Annotated in this window: 18 protein-coding genes and 1 riboswitch; of the genes, 9 read left to right on the top strand and 9 right to left on the bottom strand. The window is 38.7% G+C overall.

Annotation, left to right across the window (positions count from 1 at the left end):
- Nucleotides 1–94 precede the first annotated feature (94 nt).
- Nucleotides 95–352, top strand: coding sequence for a zinc ribbon domain-containing protein (locus QUF86_RS11285; protein WP_289334380.1), 258 nt, complete (start codon nt 95–97; stop codon nt 350–352).
- A gap of 183 nt (nt 353–535) precedes the next feature.
- Here the strand turns inward: QUF86_RS11285 and QUF86_RS11280 are convergent, their stop codons facing one another.
- Entirely contained in the window at nt 536–1,456 is a 921-nt protein-coding gene (locus QUF86_RS11280; protein ID WP_289334379.1) for a response regulator, read from the bottom strand.
- On the bottom strand, nt 1,453–2,724 hold the full coding sequence (locus QUF86_RS11275; RefSeq protein WP_289334378.1) for a sensor histidine kinase: 1,272 nt from the start codon (nt 2,722–2,724) through the stop codon (nt 1,453–1,455). The genes QUF86_RS11280 and QUF86_RS11275 overlap by 4 nt, the downstream gene beginning before the upstream one ends.
- 205 nt (nt 2,725–2,929) lie before the next feature.
- Between QUF86_RS11275 and QUF86_RS11270 the strand changes: the two genes are divergently transcribed.
- A complete protein-coding gene (locus QUF86_RS11270; RefSeq protein WP_289315054.1) occupies nt 2,930–4,201 on the top strand; it encodes a cation:dicarboxylate symporter family transporter in 1,272 nt (423 codons plus the stop codon).
- 20 nt (nt 4,202–4,221) lie between these two features.
- Nucleotides 4,222–5,658 (top strand): aspartate ammonia-lyase, encoded by a 1,437-nt coding sequence (gene aspA / locus QUF86_RS11265; RefSeq protein ID WP_289334377.1) that lies wholly within the window; start codon nt 4,222–4,224, stop codon nt 5,656–5,658.
- 224 nt (nt 5,659–5,882) lie between these two features.
- Here the strand turns inward: aspA and QUF86_RS11260 are convergent, their stop codons facing one another.
- The 5 genes from QUF86_RS11260 to QUF86_RS11240 all read right to left on the bottom strand — a co-directional run bounded on the left by QUF86_RS11260 (nt 5,883) and on the right by QUF86_RS11240 (nt 11,445).
- Nucleotides 5,883–6,860, bottom strand: coding sequence for a 2-hydroxyacid dehydrogenase (locus tag QUF86_RS11260; RefSeq protein ID WP_289315052.1), 978 nt, complete (start codon nt 6,858–6,860; stop codon nt 5,883–5,885).
- A gap of 79 nt (nt 6,861–6,939) precedes the next feature.
- Nucleotides 6,940–8,253: an Nramp family divalent metal transporter gene (locus tag QUF86_RS11255; RefSeq protein WP_289315051.1), complete on the bottom strand. Its 1,314-nt coding sequence runs from the start codon at nt 8,251–8,253 to the stop codon at nt 6,940–6,942.
- Between the two features lie 725 nt (nt 8,254–8,978).
- The gene (locus QUF86_RS11250) at nt 8,979–9,539 is read right to left on the bottom strand and encodes a competence protein ComK (protein WP_289315049.1); all 561 of its coding nucleotides are present in this window, start codon (nt 9,537–9,539) and stop codon (nt 8,979–8,981) included.
- Between the two features lie 494 nt (nt 9,540–10,033).
- Nucleotides 10,034–10,351, bottom strand: a complete 318-nt coding sequence (locus QUF86_RS11245) for a protealysin inhibitor emfourin (protein ID WP_289315048.1) — start codon at nt 10,349–10,351, stop codon at nt 10,034–10,036.
- A 32-nt stretch (nt 10,352–10,383) separates the two neighbouring features.
- Nucleotides 10,384–11,445 (bottom strand): M4 family metallopeptidase, encoded by a 1,062-nt coding sequence (locus QUF86_RS11240; protein WP_289334376.1) that lies wholly within the window; start codon nt 11,443–11,445, stop codon nt 10,384–10,386.
- Between the two features lie 385 nt (nt 11,446–11,830).
- On the opposite strand from QUF86_RS11240, the gene QUF86_RS11235 reads away from it, so the two are divergent.
- From QUF86_RS11235 to QUF86_RS11215, 5 genes are all read left to right on the top strand, one after another.
- The gene (locus QUF86_RS11235; protein ID WP_289334375.1) at nt 11,831–13,174 is read left to right on the top strand and encodes a PepSY-associated TM helix domain-containing protein; all 1,344 of its coding nucleotides are present in this window, start codon (nt 11,831–11,833) and stop codon (nt 13,172–13,174) included.
- Between the two features lie 28 nt (nt 13,175–13,202).
- Nucleotides 13,203–13,673 (top strand): FixH family protein, encoded by a 471-nt coding sequence (locus QUF86_RS11230; RefSeq protein ID WP_289334374.1) that lies wholly within the window; start codon nt 13,203–13,205, stop codon nt 13,671–13,673.
- A gap of 216 nt (nt 13,674–13,889) precedes the next feature.
- Nucleotides 13,890–14,372 carry a hypothetical protein gene (locus QUF86_RS11225; RefSeq protein WP_289334373.1) on the top strand — a complete coding sequence of 161 codons (483 nt, stop codon included), beginning with the start codon at nt 13,890–13,892 and terminating at the stop codon, nt 14,370–14,372.
- A 450-nt stretch (nt 14,373–14,822) separates the two neighbouring features.
- A complete protein-coding gene (locus QUF86_RS11220; protein ID WP_289315043.1) occupies nt 14,823–14,984 on the top strand; it encodes a hypothetical protein in 162 nt (53 codons plus the stop codon).
- On the top strand, nt 14,981–15,148 hold the full coding sequence (locus QUF86_RS11215) for a hypothetical protein (RefSeq protein ID WP_289326327.1): 168 nt from the start codon (nt 14,981–14,983) through the stop codon (nt 15,146–15,148). Before QUF86_RS11220 ends, QUF86_RS11215 begins: the two co-directional genes overlap by 4 nt.
- Before the next feature lie 271 nt (nt 15,149–15,419).
- Here the strand turns inward: QUF86_RS11215 and QUF86_RS11210 are convergent, their stop codons facing one another.
- Entirely contained in the window at nt 15,420–16,619 is a 1,200-nt protein-coding gene (locus QUF86_RS11210; RefSeq protein WP_289334372.1) for a phosphoglycerate dehydrogenase, read from the bottom strand.
- A gap of 138 nt (nt 16,620–16,757) precedes the next feature.
- A riboswitch (ZMP/ZTP riboswitch) is annotated at nt 16,758–16,836 on the bottom strand.
- A 408-nt stretch (nt 16,837–17,244) separates the two neighbouring features.
- Between QUF86_RS11210 and QUF86_RS11205 the strand changes: the two genes are divergently transcribed.
- Nucleotides 17,245–17,760, top strand: a complete 516-nt coding sequence (locus QUF86_RS11205; protein ID WP_289334371.1) for a GNAT family N-acetyltransferase — start codon at nt 17,245–17,247, stop codon at nt 17,758–17,760.
- Between the two features lie 69 nt (nt 17,761–17,829).
- On the opposite strand, the gene QUF86_RS11200 is transcribed toward QUF86_RS11205, so the two are convergent.
- Entirely contained in the window at nt 17,830–18,246 is a 417-nt protein-coding gene (locus QUF86_RS11200) for a VOC family protein (RefSeq protein ID WP_289334370.1), read from the bottom strand.
- Nucleotides 18,247–18,818 lie beyond the last annotated feature (572 nt).

Here is an 18,818-nt window from a genome sequence, read left to right as displayed (position 1 = left end):
TATGTGGGGCTTGTCCCAAACTTCAGTCAGTTCTACTCATAATTTCTTGCCTTATAATTTGTTTAGATTAAAACGTTTTGTAGGAGAATTTATAATGAAAAGATATAAAACATGCCAGAGTTGTGGAATGCCGCTTTCTAAAGATGAATTAGGTGGAGGAACTGAAAAAGAAGGTAGTAAAAGTACTAAATATTGTAGTCATTGTTATATAAATGGGGAATTCACTCAAAATATTACTGCGATAGAAATGCAAAAATTTGTTCAAAATCATTTGATGGAAAATATGAAAATGCCTAAATTTATTGCTAAGTTTTTTACTAGAGGAATACCAAAGTTAGAGCGATGGCATTAGTCAAACTATTAGAAAACGAATAACTTTTTTATCTTTTTCTGTAGATTTGAAAGAAAGTCATACTGTTCATAAAAAATACGAAGAAAAATGCGATAAAGACAAATCCATATAAACGGATTTGTCTTTATCATGTTTTAGTGAATTAGTGAATTTTCAATCAATTCCACTTGTGTTTCTGGTTTATTATTTCATCATCTGTCTTGCTTCCATAAACAGCACTTGGATAAACTTTTTCATGTTATTACGGCTCTGGCTGCTTACTTTTTTGCTCTTGTCTTCCAGCTCCAGCATTTTTTTGCGGACTTCCGAGAAATCAAAAAATGTGGATGAATAGGCTTCGAATTTTGGGTTCATATAATCCGTCAATCCTAATGAAGCGATATGGATGAGGGCCTGGTTAAGAGCGCGACGGACACGCTGCTCAGAAGCTTTCATTTCTTTCTGGATTTCGGCCTCTTTCGCTTGATCTCCCAGCTTTCCAGTAGCAATCCCTGCAAAAATTTCCTTTAAATATGGAAACGTGTAGGCGGAACCGAGTCTTTGCTTTTCATTTTGGAGGAATCCTAAAATGTTTAGTAAATCCTCGCTTCCCCCTTCGCCAATCATACCTAAATCGGAAATTAAGGAACGTCCGGCTTCCATAATATTTTTTGTATGGGAGGAGGACACTTTCGAAGACTTCGGGCGGCCCGTAAAAACGTTCAACGATTTTTGAATGCCCTGGATCGATTGATCCACCAGTATTCGCTCATTCACTTTGTTTAATATGCTTGAAATTTCAACTTGGTTCAGCGGTTTTGTAATGTAGTATTCCGCCCCTAATCTATACGCCTCTCCAATCAGTTCCTTCGATTCCACTTGCGAAATCATCACAAACTTCCCTTGAAATCCATCAGCAAGAGCCCTGATCGTTTCAATTCCGTCCCTTATTGGCATGAGCAAATCAATTAGGACAACGTCTGCTTTTTTTAAAAACAGCAAGCCATTATTCACTAGCGATCCGTCTTCTGCTTCTCCTACCACTTTTCCTAAATCTTCATCTTCAATCATCTCTGTCAGCATTCCTCGAATGGCAGGATCGTCATCTATAATGAAATAATTCATCTCGTTAACCCTTTCTCCATAATCGCATCAATCGGAAGTTCTACGATGAATACGGTTTCTTTATAGTTATCCATTAGCCTGATATGTCCTCCAAATTTTTCAACAGTTTGTTTCACATACGATAAACCGATTCCCGTCGAAGGGTTTCCCGCCGCATCGAATTTCTTTGTATATCCTGCTGTAAAAATGAGTTCCTTCTGCTTCGGTGCAATGCCGGGGCCATTGTCACTGATGCAAAACTCCACGAATTGATCTTTCCTTTTCACATGCAGTGATACGTACCCCTCTTCTTTAATGGCTTCCACTGCATTGGCCAATAAATTATTTATTAATGATAATACCATATATACATGGTAGGGCGGATGGTCACCATCTATATGCAAGGAAAATGAAATATCTTTGCGAAGGGACTCTGCATATCGTCTATTGGACACGATCATGATGTTACCAAGCTCTTCGATATTCATATATTCCTGCAGGTTTTCGGAAGACACGAGTTCCGACAGCCCCGCATAAATCCGCTGGTTATCTTTTTTGATCTCATGCACGAGACCGGCAATCTGCAACGCAGTTTGGGCATCGCTTCCATTAGTCCCCTCTGATTTTAACCGACGGTAAAAGTCATAACAAGTGCGGGTGATTTCTTCCGCATTTTGCATCGTTTTCTTCAGTTGAACCGATTCTTCATACAAACTTGAAATAAAAAGCAGCATTTGTTCCTTTTGCATGCGCTGCTCCGCTTCTGCGAATTTTGCTTCTCTCAGCTTTAATATATTAAAAAAGCCGAGGACGAAAAAGCTTCGAATAAAGGCGATTAAAACGAGTTGGTCAATGGCTAGCAAGGGTGTGCCCTGATTCGCCAAGAAAGAACGGATCATCATTTCCGATACGCTTGCAAAAAGCTCGATCAATACCCCTAAAAGACCAATCATAAACGGCTGATCGTGCCGTTCATTCAATTTCGTTTTATGAAATGCGAACGCGTAGATGAAGTAATAGAAAAAGGCTGGAACATAAAGATACATCGCTTCCTCAACAGATATGTCCCGTATCCCGACAGCCATTGAAAAACGAAAAACAAACACACTCATTCCCGTTAATATGCCTGCAATAATCGGGTGGATCCCCCTCCCCCATAGTAAAAACAAGAAAAATACGGGGGTTCCCAAACTAACTCTGAATGTATCGTCGAATGGATAAAACTTGAATTCACCCGCAAGAGGCACCGCAATCATAATCAATAGTAATATCCTTATACTCTTTTTCAATACGGTCCCTCCCAGTCACTATAGTAAAAACATAACACATGAAATGGTAAAAAGGAGAGAAGGGTTTTGACTGAAATTATTATTTTTTCTGGCCCTTGTAAGTATCAGTAGGTTTCAGTAGGTTCCAGTAGGATGATCATAAACTTAAAATAATCTAAAAATTGAAAGCGTTATCAATAATACAACTATCATAGGAGGAATTTAAATGAAAAAGTTTGGCTTAGCTACTCAAATTTTTATTGCACTTGTACTAGGTATCGTTGTCGGTGCTTTATTCCATGGTAATGAAACAGCCATGGCCATTATGGTACCTATCGGCGATATTTTCATTCATTTAATTAAAATGATTGTCATCCCGATCGTCATGGCTGCATTAGTTGTCTCCATTGCGGGAGTCGGCGATATTAAAAAACTAGGAAAATTAGGCGGGAAGACTCTTCTATATTTTGAGATTGTCACCACAATTGCCATTGTCATTGGATTATTGGCGGCAAACTTGTTCCATCCGGGGGCTGGTTTAGATACAAGCAATCTTGAAAAAAGTGATATTTCAAAATATGAAGAAACAACAAAAACGGCTGGAAGTAGTGGCTTTGGAGAAACAATTTCTCATATTGTTCCTCAAAATGTATTTGAATCAATGGCTCAAGCGGATTTATTACCGATTATCTTCTTTTCTGTTTTATTCGGCTTAGGCGTGGCTGCGATAGGCGAAAAAGGAAAGCCTATTCTAGGATTCTTTGAAGGTGTGTTGGAAGTAATGTTTTGGGTGACGAATCTAGTCATGAAATTTGCCCCCTTTGGCGTATTTGCACTCATTGGTGTAACCGTTGCCAAATTTGGCATCGCAACATTAATTCCTTTAGGGAACCTAGTCGTTGCCGTTTATGTGACGATGGTATTCTTCGTGTTCGTCATTCTTGGAATTATCGCGAAAATGTCTGGGACAAGCATTTTCGTTATCCTGAAAGTGTTAAAGGATGAACTGATTTTGGCCTTTACAACAGCAAGTTCAGAGTCGGTATTACCAAGGCTTATGGACAAAATGGAGAAGTTTGGCTGCCCGAAATCCATTACTTCTTTTGTTATTCCAACAGGCTATACGTTTAATCTGGACGGCTCTTCGATATATCAGGCACTCGCTTCACTTTTCGTGGCACAAATGTATGGTATTGATCTATCCATTACACAACAGATTACCTTGTTACTAGTACTGATGTTAACGTCAAAAGGAATGGCTGGCGTTCCGGGAGCGTCATTTGTTGTTGTTTTAACAACACTTGGTTCTATGGGACTGCCGGTGGAAGGTGTTGCGTTCATTGCCGGTATCGACCGAATTTTGGATATGGGAAGATCAGCGGTCAATGTCGTGGGGAACTCATTGGCGGCGATTGTCATGTCGAAGTGGGAAGGCGAATTTGACCAGGAAAAAGCAGACCATTACGTTGATTCTATTAAACAATCAGACGTAGCATAAACTATAAAGGGGGAAACACGATGTCAACAGTCCATATAAATCATAACGTACGTATTGAGAAAGATTTCTTAGGATCAAAACAAGTACCAGTGCATGCATACTATGGTATCCAAACATTGCGTGCAGTCGAAAACTTTCCGATTACAGGCTATCGCATTCATGAAGAATTGATTAAAGCGTTGGCTATCGTGAAAAAAGCAGCGGCTTTAGCAAATATGGATACTAAACGTTTGTACGATGGTCTTGGTAAGATGATCATTCAGGCAGCAGACGAAGTAATCGAAGGCAAATGGCATAATCATTTTATCGTGGATCCCATCCAGGGCGGTGCAGGTACATCCATGAATATGAACGCAAACGAAGTCATTGCTAACCGTGCACTCGAATTGCTTGGAAAAGAGAAAGGTGACTATATTCAATTAAGTCCAAATAGCCATGTGAACATGTCACAATCAACAAATGATGTGTTCCCGAGTTCGATTCATATCGCCACTCTTATTTCACTCGAAAAATTGTTGAATACGATGGAATATATGCTTACTATCTTCAGGAAAAAGGCCCAACAATTTGACCATGTGATTAAAATGGGACGGACACATCTTCAAGATGCAGTGCCTATCCGTCTTGGTCAAGAGTTTGAAGCATATAGCCGTGTAATAGAGCGTGATATTAAACGCATTCAACATTCACGCCAGCATTTATATGAGATAAATATGGGCGCAACAGCTGTGGGAACAGGATTAAATGCAGACCCTCGCTACATCGAAAGTGTGGTTGAACATTTGGCTGATATTAGTGGGCTTCCGCTTGTTGGGACAGAGCATCTTGTTGATGCGACACAAAATACAGATGCTTATACAGAAGTCTCTGCTGCATTGAAAATATGTATGATGAATATGTCCAAAATAGCGAACGACCTACGTTTAATGGCCTCAGGTCCCCGTGCGGGCCTTGCGGAAATTAACTTGCCGGCACGTCAGCCAGGTTCATCCATCATGCCGGGAAAAGTCAATCCGGTCATGCCTGAAATGATCAATCAAGTAGCGTTCCAGGTTATTGGCAATGACCATACCATTTGCCTGGCATCTGAAGCGGGTCAGCTTGAACTGAACGTGATGGAACCTGTGCTTGTGTTCAATTTGCTTCAATCCATCAGCATTATGAACAATGCATTCCGTGCCTTTACAGACTACTGTCTGGTGGATATTGAAGCAAACGAAGACCGTCTAAAAGAGAATGTGGAAAAAAGCGTAGGGATTATCACGGCTGTTAATCCGCATATTGGATACGAAGTGGCAGCCCGTATCGCACGGGAAGCCATTTTAAAAGGAAAATCAGTACGTGAACTATGCCTCCAGTATGATGTGTTAACAGAGGAAGAGCTTGATCTTATTTTAAATCCTTACGAGATGACAAACCCAGGTATTTCTGGGGCTGAGCTGTTCGATAGATCGTAATTTCCGATTTTGATGGAATGGCAGATGTGGTTGATGAATAACCCCAGTTGTTTTCAGCAATCCAATGAGGATTTCATAAAACAGTAAATCCGAACTCCCTGAAGCCCTCTTTTATAGAGGGCTTTTTTTGCTTTACAGGATGAGTAAAAATATTGAATAATCCGGAATTGAAAAACTGGATAGCCCCATAAAGGACTATCCAGCGTAATTCATTCCATTATAAATTACTTTACCTTTACACCAGCTTTAATCAAGGTAGGCGGAGTTTCCCCCTGTAATCCGGCGACAAGGTTGGTTGCTGCCAGCATCGCCATTTTCAAGCGGGTTTCATATGTTGCGGAACCGATATGAGGCAAAGTGACAACATTCTTCATGGAAAGCAATGGATTGTCTTCCATGACGGGCTCTTGTACAAAGACATCAAGTCCTGCCGCGTGAATTTCACCGGTTGTTAGCGCATGGATCAATGCTTCTTCATCCACTGTTTTCCCTCTTGAACAATTGATGAAGATGGCGGACTCCTTCATGAGCTTGAATTCTTTTTCCCCCATCATATTTTCAGTTTGGGGAGTAAGCGGTGTCATCAAGCAGACAAAATCAGACTGCTTTAACAGATCTTCCATTGAACAGTATGTAGCCCCATACTTTTGTTCCGCTTCCTCATTTCTGGATCTGTTGTGATATAAAATGTTCATGCCAAACCCAAAATGAGCCCGTTTTGAAACGGCAGATCCTATTCCTCCCATACCGATGATTCCTAATACTTTATGATGGACATCCACCCCAAACCATTTTTCCCCGATATTCGATGTCCATTGCCCTGACTTCACCAATTGATCCAACTCTGGCATTCTTCTCGCTGTGGATAACATCAAGCCCATAATCGTATCGGCGACTGTCTCATTTAATACCTCAGGAGTATTCGTAGCCATAATTCCCCGATTGGACAGCTCTGTTACATCCAGATTGTCGTAACCAACCGACGAATTACAGACGATTTTTAATTGCGGTGCCTGATCCAGTAAACTTTTATCCACTTTTAATCCTGAACCTAATATCCCTTGTGCTGTCTTCAACTCTTGAAGGAATTCAGGTTGATTTTGTGAGTCAAGACCCTCAAAATATACGACATCACATGTCTTTTGAATATAATCCAACACTTCTTGATCCACTTTCTTATAAATGATTACTCTCGGTTTCATCATTGATCCCTCACTTCGAATAAAGTTTGATGTTCATTACCCAAGCAGACAAATCCCCTAACTATAATCTACCATTATTTCAAATAAAGGTAAGAGCCAATTGGACTGCTGACCAGACCGCTAAAACGGAGGCTAGGGTCAGAACAATATTTTCGAACCAATTATTTTTATATTTACCCATCAAGCTTTTTCGATTTGATAGTACAAGCATTCCTATTGCGATAATAGGGAAACCGATTATGTTTATTGCATTTACACCAATTGTCAATGCAATAAAACCAGGCATGCCAGGAATGGACCAAATGATTGGAGTAACTAAAACAAAAATCGTAATCCATTTATACATTGGATCTTTTTCATATTTTCCATTGTACTTTTCGCGTCGGTCCTTATTAATTACGTAAAAGGCGTCTACAATCAATCTTGGAAAACCAGTTGACTTCCCTACTATACTCGCAAACAATACGCCAAATACACCAAGATAAAAAATGTACCAGCCAAATTGCCCTAAAGACATTTGTAATGCCATTGCCAAATCATCAATCGTTTCCACATGAATTCCATTTGGTTTTAAAATTTCTGCACCTACAACCCAAATGGCCAAATTGATCACAATGCAAACTCCGATGGCAAACAGTAAATCATTTCTTTGAACCTTGACGTGACTCGGTTTCGTCCAACCCTTTTCTCTCATGAAATATGGATGAACAAAGTTCGAAATGGATCCTGCCACTGCACCTATAATTGAAATCGCCACCAATAATGCTCCATGAACGCCAGTATCACTTGGAATGCTAAAACCGACCGTCCCTTTAATGATTTGCCCCACATCCGGTGTTGCTGAAATGGCCAGGTACAAGAAGGCAATCGTCAATAATGCCAAAAGCACTTTCATTACACTTTCAATTCTATTATAAATATTTCTGCCAATAAGCATGAAAACTAATGCTACAACTACCATTGAAGCCAAGAATGGCTGATTAACATGGAATAGGGTCGATAATACCTCTCCCGCACCCTTAATCATATATGCATTAAAAAGATGACCCATTATTAATGCATAACCAAACATGAAGTAACCGAAAAATGGATGAATACGTCCATATCCTTCAAGAATGGTTAACCCCTCTGTGTTACAAAGCTGGAACCGAGCAATGATATTAACGATAAGAAAACGAAGGATTAATGATAAAGCTAAAATCCACATTAAACTATATCCATAATCTGCCCCGGCAACAGAAGAAGTCACCAGATCACCAGCTCCAAGCCACGTTAATACGGCAAGTATTCCTGGACCATAAGCTGTTTTAAACTTCGTGAAAAAATTTTGTTTCCTACTTTCGACCTCAGGAGCCATTACAGTAGATTCAGCAAGATTAGATTGATTTTTCAAGTTTTTCAACTCCATCCCAAAGAGTATGTATTCGCTTTCATTTCCCTGAGTAAAAAATAAATTGCTTACTCAAGACATACAGATATTGAAAATATGACAAAACTTTCTGAAAATATGATTTCGAAATTTACATAGAGTTTACACTCAGGATGTTGTCATGCTTCATGTTGAAGTGAATCAGCTCCTTAAAAAAGCTCCCCTTCCATTTAATTGAATGTTTCGACTATTACCAACGCAATTGTAAGACAAATTAAAATGTAAGTCAATAATAAATTTTAGAATATTCTTTAAAAATAAAACCATTAAAAGCCTTATGACCTTTCTAATTAGTTGATAAATCAGGACGTTATATTTCAGACGGGCAGCCTCAAAAATCCTTGAATATTCTTTTCTTCAACCATTCTTTCTCTTAGAAACCAATTACTCTTTTACAAAGTAAAAAAACCTGACTCCCAATATTTAATGGAGTCAGACTTTTTTCGTTTTACATTCTCTTAAACAAGCAAATCTTTCTTTGTGAAAATGGAAAATTTATAAAACGACGTTATCGCAAAATAACAAATAACAGTACCTAGAGTGAGATGTTTGACGTGAATTTTATTACATTGGATTGCTGTCACGTTTCCAATCAATAATAACAAGGAGCAAGATTTCAAATGAAATCATGCTCTTTTAAGTTGTTTTTCATGGCTAATTCAGGTGGTCTGTCTTTACATTTTCCTTGGCTAGATTTCCTTGCCTTTCACCCTGTAATGGACCTCACCAGGTTCTTTGCAAAAGGTGATTCCGCTTCCCGGCTCGTAATAAAAGGTTTTTTTTCCTAATGAGCGTTCATGGAAGGTCGTATGCAGATAGGATGCTTGGTCCCTTTTGAAGGCGAGCTGATTTTTGCTTAAGGATACAGGAAGGCAATGTCCATAGTTTGTGTGGACCATTGTTTCTTTTTCGTTCATTTCCTCTAAATCACGAACGTGGATGTAGGAAAACCAGACCCCTCCTCTTTTCCGGAAAGAGCGGGAGGAGAACCAGACCATTCCAAGCTGGGCGTTTATGCAGACGGGCAGCCTGTATTTTCCGCCAAGCACGGATTTTGCTGCTGCAAGCCCGCCGTCAAGGTCCAATCCATAGTGGTTTAGCGTGTTATTCAGGATTTCCTGGCGCGGTTGTGCAACATGGAATGTGTTTTCTCCTTCCACTACCATGGTCATCTCGGCACCATTTGAATCAAAACGCTCCATCATTCCCACCGTTTCAATATTCATTAAATAATTTTTTCGGATCATCATTCCATTCACTCCCCATTTACTATTCACTTTCTTGGAGTATACTGGATATAGAGGCAGGTATACTCCTGCTCGCAAGCTCTTAGGTGATTGTCTGACCGGACGTACTCACCTAGGGGTTTTTATTTCCGGCTATCGTCACTTTCATTTCCTGAGATGTCATTCACTTCACCTCTCTGCGACCATTATCCTATTTTATGCATTTTTTGTAAAATCGCTCTGATTTTACCTCTAGCAAAATTCATTCCCTTTTGTGACTCCATTACCTGTTTGATAGCTAACTCTTTACAAGTTGCCATCAAACGGCCATACTTTCCAATTTCCTTTTCAAACTTTCTGCTCTAGATCGACCTTTTCTTGTTAATCTGTGTCCATTTAGAGAACTAACTGCCAAAATCTATGTAAAAAGTGAAATGAAATGACATTTTTGTGAAGTTTTAAAACCACGTAAAAAAAGGTCTATCTGAATAGATAGACCTTCTTTCATTACCTTCATTTCATTCTGCCATCTTTATTTCAATGGCCAAATTACGTAAGTAATCCAATAAGGGCCGAACTTCCTCTGGAGCTGTTGTGTCAGTAAATGAGAAAGACTGTTCCTTCTTTTCATCAGCTATATCCAGCTGGTATGAAAACGAGTCGAACCCTTGAGCTTTAGCTCCAGCCATTTTATTTAGTTGAGCATTAGGAAGGTCCGCTGTCTTCATTAAGTTCTGTAATTCCTCATTTTTCTCCTTCGGCAATTCATCTGTATCTATCTGAAAGTTCAAGTCGAGGTTGGCCATTCCCCCCATGCAGCTAAATTTGATATGCATTGTAGATGAAGCCTCCTATTCATGGAATATGACTACTCAGGCAGTCCAACCGCTTTAAAAGCATTTTCGATTGTCTCTATGGCTGTTTTGGTAACTTCTCCGCTATCAACAAGTTTTTGTGCTGCCTTGATGACTATTTGTACAAATTGATTGAAGTTTGCCGTTGCAAATAAATTCTGCATTGCATTGAACCAGATCAAAGCCGCTCTGTCCGTTCCAATCTCCATGGATACTAGATAAAAGGCCTTGTTCGGTATGCCGCTATTGATATGGACACCATGATTATCCCGCTCTCCTTTATAGAAATTCCTCATGTGATCTGGCTGAATATCTTTACCCATCAACTTATTGTCAAATGCAGTACCTGGTGCTTTCATCGAACGTAGGGCCTGTCCTTTCAGTGTTGGTCCCATTATATCAGCACCGATTAGCCAATCGGCATCACCTGCTGTTTGCTTTAAATGAAATTGTTTTATGGCAACTCCATACACATCCGAAAGATGTTCATTCAAAGCCCCCGACTGACCTTCATACTCCAATCCACTTGTGAACTGCGTAACCCCATGTGTCAGTTCGTGTCCGATTACATCGAGTGAATTGGCAAAATTGCTAAAGATGACCCCGTCGCCGTCACCAAATACCATTTCATCCCCATCCCAATAGGCATTCGTGAATTTATTCCCATAATGAACGTTCAGAATGATATCAAGGCCTTGGTTATCAATTGAATTACGGTGCAAGACATCCTTGAAATAATCACGCACAACTCCGCTATAATCGTATGCAGCGTTAACTACCGAGTCTGCACTTGATCGATCTCCTTCTTTCCTAGCCTCATTCTCCCGGAGTTTGGTTCCTCCTTTACAATCATAAACATGGCGGGCAGATTCACCATGACGCCCAGATCCTGCATCAGTTAAAGCAACAACCCCGTCAATATCATATTCTTTCAAAATTCTGCGCCTGCGCATTTGACGGCTTTTCGCTAAACTGATCCGTGCTTCTTCCACTTCATTTTGTGCCAAATTCTCAAGAATATAGTTAGGTACAATGAAACACTGACACTTCAATTTGGAACAATCTCTTTTGTGCATATTTGACACCCCTTCATGATTTTTTACGATCTATTGCAGTTTCAGTGCTGCTTCCCTTCATGCGTTTTTCTTCATGTTCCTTAGCAGTTTATCTCTGATCCGTTCACATTGTGGTCTCGCTGCTCTTCCTATCTTCAAGACATTCTATAGATTACTTTCGCCGCACTTACCCCATTTCCCTCCATTCCTTCCTACTCTACAATCGCAAACTCTTACTCAATATGTTCGCTCCTTTGTTCCAATTGTTCTTCTTATTTGGAATGACCATCTCATCTTTAACAAATTCAAACTTCCTTTTTTTAAATAAATTTCATATTTTTCTCACAATTTTCTTTTATCATCTATATAGGTGAATTTAATAGTTCTACTTGGAGGTCCTGTATAAATGGAAACTAAACAACCAAACGCCGCTCTGTATAGTACTGTATGGAGATGGCATTTTTACGCTGGAATTATTTTTGCACCCTTACTTATCATTCTGGCAGTTACTGGCTCAATCTATTTATTTAAGCCACAGATTGAACAAGCGCTTTATCAAGACTACCAAGAGGTAACACCGCAAGGAGATAAATTACCAGCATCCCAGCAGATTGAGAAAGTGAAGAAGCTATACCAAGATGCAGTGGTGACAAAATATCATCCCGGTGAAAATGCCTCCCGTTCAAGCGAAGTGAGCATTACTTCTAATAATGAGTCTCTTACCATTTTTATAGACCCCTATACAGGTAAATCTATTGGAGAGTTAAATGATGAAGACAGAATTATGGATAAAATCGAGGAAATTCACGGTGAACTAATGGCTGGCACCTTGGGAGATAGAATTGTAGAGTTAGCTGCGTGTTGGGCAGTTATGTTAATTGTCTCTGGTCTTTATTTATGGTATCCCAAAAATAAGCTAAGTCTTTCTGGTGTTCTTTTTCCAAGAATAAATAAAGGGAAAAATACTTTCAGAAGAGATTTACATGCAGTACCTGCATTTTGGATATCAGCAGGAATGTTATTTTTAATTATGACAGGTTTGCCTTGGTCAGGTTTTTGGGGAAGTAATTTTCAATCGTTAGCTACCAATTCCGGATCTGGGTATCCTCCTTCCATATGGACAGGAAGTGCTCCAACATCCTTAATTAAAACAAAAGACATTGCAGATGTTCCTTGGGCAGCAGAAAATTTAGATGTACCTATCTCAGATATTCAAGGTTTTATCCCACTGTCCATTGATGATGTAGTCACGATAGCGAATCGTGAGGGTATGCATCCAAGTTATAGCATTAATATTCCAAAAGAAACGGATGGCGTTTATACATTGTCAGCTTTTCCACCGAAAGCACAAGATGAAGCAACTATTCATATTGACCAATATTCCGGTGCGGTTCTAGCTGATTATCGTTATGATCATTACGGTTTAATAGGAAAAATAGTTGCTTGGGGGATTACCTTGCATAAAGGGACTCAATTTGGTTTGATTAATCAAATAATCAGCCTTCTTATTTGTTTAGGAATTATCCTTGTTGCATTTAGTGGTTTTTATTTATGGTGGAAGCGAAAGCCGAAAAAAGGATTAGGTGCACCAAAAGCTCCTCCTATAAAGAACATGAGATTCTTTCTATTTCTGTTAATAGGTCTAGGAATTTTGTTTCCTTTGGTTGGTTTGTCTCTTATTGTTGTTTGGCTAATTGACTGGTTAATTATTAAACGAATATCTGCAGTTAAGAAGTTTTTGAATGCATAATTCGGAAATGTAAAGGGTGGCTTTTGCCGTGAAAAAAAATATATGTATTTCTTTAATCTTTATTTTCAGCCTATTGTTAAGTGCGTGTTCACTTGAAAAGGATGTCACTAATCTATACAAAGAAGAAACACCACTTGAAGCTGAAATAATTATACCAGCATCCTTTTCAGCTAATACACAGGAGACGATAAAGGCTGTTCTTACTCAAGGTGGTAAAAAGGTTGAAAACGCAGATTATGTTCATTTTCAGATATGGAAACAAGATGGCTCTCTCAAATATAGTATGGAACAAGCTGAGGAAGAGGGAAACGGTACTTATACTTTACGTAAAAACTTTGATAGTGATGGCCTATACTATATAAAAGTACATGCTAGTAACGATGGTTCAATCATTATGCCTCAAAAACAGTTTATCGTAGGAAAACTGTCTGAAAGTGAATTGAAATTCTTGCAAAAAGGGAGCCAAAAACAAGAAGAAAGTCATGAACATCATCATTAATAAATTTATTTGAAATCCGGTTTTCATTTGAAGACCGGATTTTTTATGGATATTTGTTTACCACGGTGGTTCGGAGAGAATGTATTTACAGGCAGGGTATGTAATGCTTCACCTTTATTTATTGGATTATTCTGCTCGTGCCGCATATACTGGATTGTTCCTATAAACAAGGGAGCTTCCTCAGAACATAAACAAACTTTAAGGGAGGGCATAGCATTGGTAACTTCACAGGGAACTGCTTCGGTTAGCTTTCCATTCCCATCTGTATGGGGTATCCACTCTTCAATAGCTGGCAGAACGATTATTTGGGGAACACTTAACATTAACTCCATTACAGATAATAGAGTAAGTGGTACGGCTAATTTTCGTGGTACACCTATTCCGATTAGTGGCTTTTGGAATGAAAGCACCAAACAACTCACATTCGATTCACCTTATGCCACATTCTCTGGCAACTTAACCATTATTGATGATTTCCAGATTAGAGTTCGACATTTTATTTTACGCGGACGTTTTCTTATGAAGCCTCCCTCTTTACAAGCAGGTGAGTCTGGATCATGGATTGCCACTACTGATATAGCTCTGAATGAATTTCCTGTTAGTGGTAATACCTATACCGAGCAATTACCTCCTGTTGGAGCTTTTTTAACATCGAATATCCTTCATCAGTATCAGAATTTTTGGGGAAGAACAATATAGGGTAATCCTTTCTGTGTAGAAAGGGTGTGAATCGTCTCTGTATTTCCTAGGGACGATTCTTTACTATAGCAAATTACCAAAAGCCTTATTGAACTGACAGGTTGGTTGAGAATTTAGGGATTATTTTCTGATACGTCATCTTTTCAAATGTTTCCCATCATGATATTACATTTTGATGTAATCCTGATGCCTACAAAAGAAGGCAAAAAATAAACCCTTTCCCAAACGGAAAAGGCGATGCGCTGAAGTGAACGGAAGCAAGGAGACACACCAGTGACTATCTAACTAAGCAGATTAATATATGAGATAGTGATTTTGGTAGATAACTTTTGAATCCATTAACTCAAAATGAGTACAGATGGAATATTGATTGACAGCATTTTCTCTGTACTTCATACTATTGTAATAACGGAACTGACAGAATATTTGGTAAATTAGGAGGGTAAAACTATGAAACCAACTGTAATGACAATGGATTTACAATTATTAGCAGATGTTCTTAGGGAAAATAATTGTACAAGTTTAATAAAAGCAATTGCAGAAAAGGATTTTCAAGTGGCTCAAATGCTTGATGTATTAATATTTGAGGATAAATGGGAGGATGACATGTGACTAAGCTCAGAATCCTTTTAACCATTCCAATTTTGCTATATGGAATTTTCATATTTGTTGTCATTCAAAACGATAAGAATATTCCACTTTATTTGCATCTTCTATTCGCAATCTACTTGATGTTGTTTGTACATTATGAAGAAGAAACGGAAGTGAAACCATGACAGATTTTTAATCTTGGAGAAGTTCGATCTTAAGCAATTCGTGATGGAAGAAGTTTTGACTTCAACTGACTGTATCGAGCTGCTTGGCATAACCCGTGCCAGGCTGAGTTCGTTGTAATCCCTAGGTTCTCAACACGTGAGTCAGTTTAATATGATATCACCACAATAAGTGGCTTTTTTTGTTCAAAAACATTAACAAAGCCTAAAAAAAGCCCCAACTCCTTAAAGGAATTGAGGCTTTCACTATTTATCATCTATCTTCCGGTACCAATTAGATAATACGAGTTGTGACGATACCTTCGATTTGTTTGATTTTTGCTTCCAAACCAGGAATGATATCGCCGTTTACTTCACCGTCAATGTCGATGATCGTATACGCATATCCCCCACGGCTTCTGTTAACCATGTCAGCGATGTTCAAATTAAAGCCAGATACAGCCAGTGTGATTTGCCCAACCATGTTAGGAACGTTTTCGTGGAAAGTTGCCACACGACGATTTCCTGTATAAGGAATGTCAGTATTCGGGAAATTCACAGAGTTCTTGATGTTCCCTGTTTCTAAAAAGGTCTTCAACTGACGAGCTGCCATGATGGCACAGTTTTCCTCTGATTCTAGTGTAGAGGCACCAAGATGCGGAATTGGAATGACATTATTCATTTTCAACACGTTTTCATTCGGGAAGTCTGTAATGAACCTGCCTACTTTTCCGCTTTCAAGTGCCGCTTCCATATCCGCTTCATTCACTAGCTCGCCGCGTGAGAAGTTCAAGATATGTACACCAGGCTTCATGATGCCAAATGTTTCTTGGTTAAACATTCCTTTAGTGTCATCAGTTAATGGAACGTGTACTGTAATGTAATCAGATTCTGCAAACAATTGTTCAATTGTCATGGCGCGTTGTACATTGCGGGACAAGTTCCAAGCTGTATCAACAGAGATGAACGGGTCAAACCCAATGACATCCATGTCCAAATCCAGGGCATCATTCGCTACAAGTGCACCGATCGCTCCTAAACCGATTACGCCAAGAGTTTTTCCCTTGATTTCTTTACCAACGAATTGTTTCTTTCCTGCTTCTACAAGCTTTGGAATTTGTTCTCCTTCGCCTTCCAGCGTCTTTGTCCAGGCCACACCGGCAAACAGGTTACGAGATGAAGCCATTAATGACGTTAGCACCATTTCTTTTACAGCGTTTGCGTTAGCTCCAGGTGTATTGAAAACAACGATTCCTTGCTCTGTGCATTTGTCGACCGGAATATTATTGACTCCTGCACCTGCCCTTGCGATTGCTTTTAACTGATCGCCGAATTCCATAGTATGCATGTTAAAGCTGCGAAGTACGATTGCATCAGGGTTTTCACTGTCATTGTCGACTTTAAAATCGCCTTTGTTGAATACATTTAACCCGCTTTCGGCAATATTATTTAACGCTTTGATCGTTTTGACTTTTTCTAAAAGTACTGTGCTCATTTTGTTTGCTCCTTTTTGGTTATGATAGTTTTGAAGTTTCAAAATAATGACAAAATTTTGAAACCATGAAAATCTGCATTCTCTAAACCTTTACTATCCTCTGTAAATACACAGAAAGAGGCAAGGGATAAAATCCCTTACCTCTGCCCAGGCGAACGGCTACGACACTATGTGTTCCCTCACGGTTATCCGTGTTTCGCCAGTTGCACATAGTCTTTTCATTTATTTTATTTTATCAAATTATTCAGCAATCTTCAATATCATTTTAAAGATTTATCTCTTTTTTTGCAGAAGTCACAACTCACCAGAAATATATCGACGAATTCTATCGTTTTATCTCCCGAAATTAGGAATATATCGACGAATTCTATCGTTTTATCTCCGAAATTAGATATATCGACGAATTCTATCGTTTTATCTCCGAAATTAGGAATATATCGACGAATTCTATCGTTTTATCTCCGAAATTAGGAATATATCGACGAAATTAATCGTTGGAAAAAGGCACTGTCGAAAGTGGCTGTTGATATTCTTGGACTATCTCGGACAGCTTTGTTGTAAAATGGATAATATTAGTAAAATATAGAAAGTATAGCAAACTAAAAGATAATTAGGGGGAATTAATATGTTAGTAAGAGAGGCAACGCTTGCTGATGCTGAAGGTATTGCAATAGTCCATGTGGATTGCTGGAGAACCACTTATGAAAATATAATGCCAAGTGATTTTCTAGATAATCTGTCTTATGAGAAAAGGAAAGATTTATGGATAAAGAATATATCCAGTGAAGGGAATCATATTTATGTAGCAGAGAATAACGAGGGAAAAATAGTAGGATTTATAAGTGGAGGGAAAAGGGAAACGAATAAGGCTGAGGATTCGGGTGATTTAACTGCAATTTATATCCTCGAAAATTTTCAAAGAATGGGAATAGGAAAGAAACTTATCAAAGAGTTATTTTTTAAATTTGAAGAACTTGGATTCAAGACCATTCTCGTTGAGGTGCTTGAAGATAATAAATCTCGATACTTCTATGAGGCATTTGGTGCTGAATTGCTTAAAACCGAAAAAATCAAAATCGCTGGCGCTGAAATAAATCTATTGGTTTATGAATGGAAGGATATTAGCCCGGTATTGTTATGAATAAACCTACGGCACCGAACTTCAAAAAAAGACACAATCCTAAGTGAAGGATTGTGTCTTTCATTTGATTTAATTTTGATTAAATCCGCTTTCGTCCATGTAAAACACTTCCCAAGAATGACCGTCGATATCCTTAAAGCTCCAACCGTACATGAAACCATGATCAATTGCTTCATTAAAAGGCTTTCCGCCGGCATCCAGTGCCCTATTCACGACCTCATCCACTTCTTCCTTACTTTTAACCGATAGGGCCACGATGGCTTCCGTAGTTGTTGCTGGATCCGGGATATCCTTCTTGGTAAACGTTTTAAAGTAATCTTCCACCAATAACATGACATATATAGACTCACTGATAACCATGCACGTTGCATTTTCATTGGTCATTTGCTCGTTAAATTCAAAGCCGACCTTTGTGAAAAATTCCATTGAGGCATCCAAATCTTTAACAGGCAAGTTTACAAAGATCTTTTCTGCTTGAACTCCCATCAAATTCACCCTCGCTTGATTTATTTTATGTTCATTCACCTACTATTCGCTGCACTTTTCGATTTTCCTGCTTGCAGCAGTCATTGCATTCAAATTGAACAGATACAACCTTAGCCACTGGGAACATCCATAATTCACCTACTTAAAAGTGAATTTCAAATATTAAACAGGATAATTCAATTTTAAAACAACCTGAGAGTTTACCTTATGAAATTTTCAAGGAGTATTTGCCTCTTCCCTTGTTGCTTCAACATTGGATGGTGGTAGCATTTGCGCATAAAAATTAGCAGACTGCCGCCCTTTTGCATTCGTATACCAGATGTTCAATTTGGGTTTCATAACTAAAACACATCTTTTCTTTTTTGAAATAATAACTTTATAATTCCATGTTTTACTAAAATTAAATAATTATTTCAAGGAGGTAAGCTTATGAAAAATAGTATTAAAACATAAAGTATCCGGAACATTTTCTTTACTGGTTTTGCTTTCAGTTATTTTACCAGGATTCAGCCCAATCATTTCGTTCTCCGATAGCTAAACAAACGCTCGAAGCACCACCTATTATGCAAGTA

Source organism: Peribacillus sp. NJ11 (assembly GCF_030348405.1).
Taxonomy (GTDB): Bacteria; Bacillota; Bacilli; order Bacillales; family DSM-1321; genus Peribacillus.
This window is presented reverse-complemented; position numbering and strand designations above follow the sequence as displayed.

What these genes read in the sequence shown, in the direction of transcription:
- aspA (WP_289334377.1), top strand. Translation starts at nt 4,222, where the DNA reads ATGTCAACAGTCCATATAAATCATAACGTACGTATTGAGAAAGATTTC.
- QUF86_RS11240 (WP_289334376.1), bottom strand. Translation starts at nt 11,445, where the DNA reads ATGCACAAAAGAGATTGTTCCAAATTGAAGTGTCAGTGTTTCATTGTA.
- QUF86_RS11220 (WP_289315043.1), top strand. Translation starts at nt 14,823, where the DNA reads ATGAAACCAACTGTAATGACAATGGATTTACAATTATTAGCAGATGTT.
- QUF86_RS11235 (WP_289334375.1), top strand. Translation starts at nt 11,831, where the DNA reads ATGGAAACTAAACAACCAAACGCCGCTCTGTATAGTACTGTATGGAGA.
- QUF86_RS11270 (WP_289315054.1), top strand. Translation starts at nt 2,930, where the DNA reads ATGAAAAAGTTTGGCTTAGCTACTCAAATTTTTATTGCACTTGTACTA.
- QUF86_RS11245 (WP_289315048.1), bottom strand. Translation starts at nt 10,351, where the DNA reads ATGCATATCAAATTTAGCTGCATGGGGGGAATGGCCAACCTCGACTTG.
- QUF86_RS11250 (WP_289315049.1), bottom strand. Translation starts at nt 9,539, where the DNA reads ATGATGATCCGAAAAAATTATTTAATGAATATTGAAACGGTGGGAATG.
- QUF86_RS11210 (WP_289334372.1), bottom strand. Translation starts at nt 16,619, where the DNA reads ATGAGCACAGTACTTTTAGAAAAAGTCAAAACGATCAAAGCGTTAAAT.
- QUF86_RS11260 (WP_289315052.1), bottom strand. Translation starts at nt 6,860, where the DNA reads ATGAAACCGAGAGTAATCATTTATAAGAAAGTGGATCAAGAAGTGTTG.
- QUF86_RS11285 (WP_289334380.1), top strand. Translation starts at nt 95, where the DNA reads ATGAAAAGATATAAAACATGCCAGAGTTGTGGAATGCCGCTTTCTAAA.
- QUF86_RS11205 (WP_289334371.1), top strand. Translation starts at nt 17,245, where the DNA reads ATGTTAGTAAGAGAGGCAACGCTTGCTGATGCTGAAGGTATTGCAATA.
- QUF86_RS11280 (WP_289334379.1), bottom strand. Translation starts at nt 1,456, where the DNA reads ATGAATTATTTCATTATAGATGACGATCCTGCCATTCGAGGAATGCTG.
- QUF86_RS11200 (WP_289334370.1), bottom strand. Translation starts at nt 18,246, where the DNA reads ATGGGAGTTCAAGCAGAAAAGATCTTTGTAAACTTGCCTGTTAAAGAT.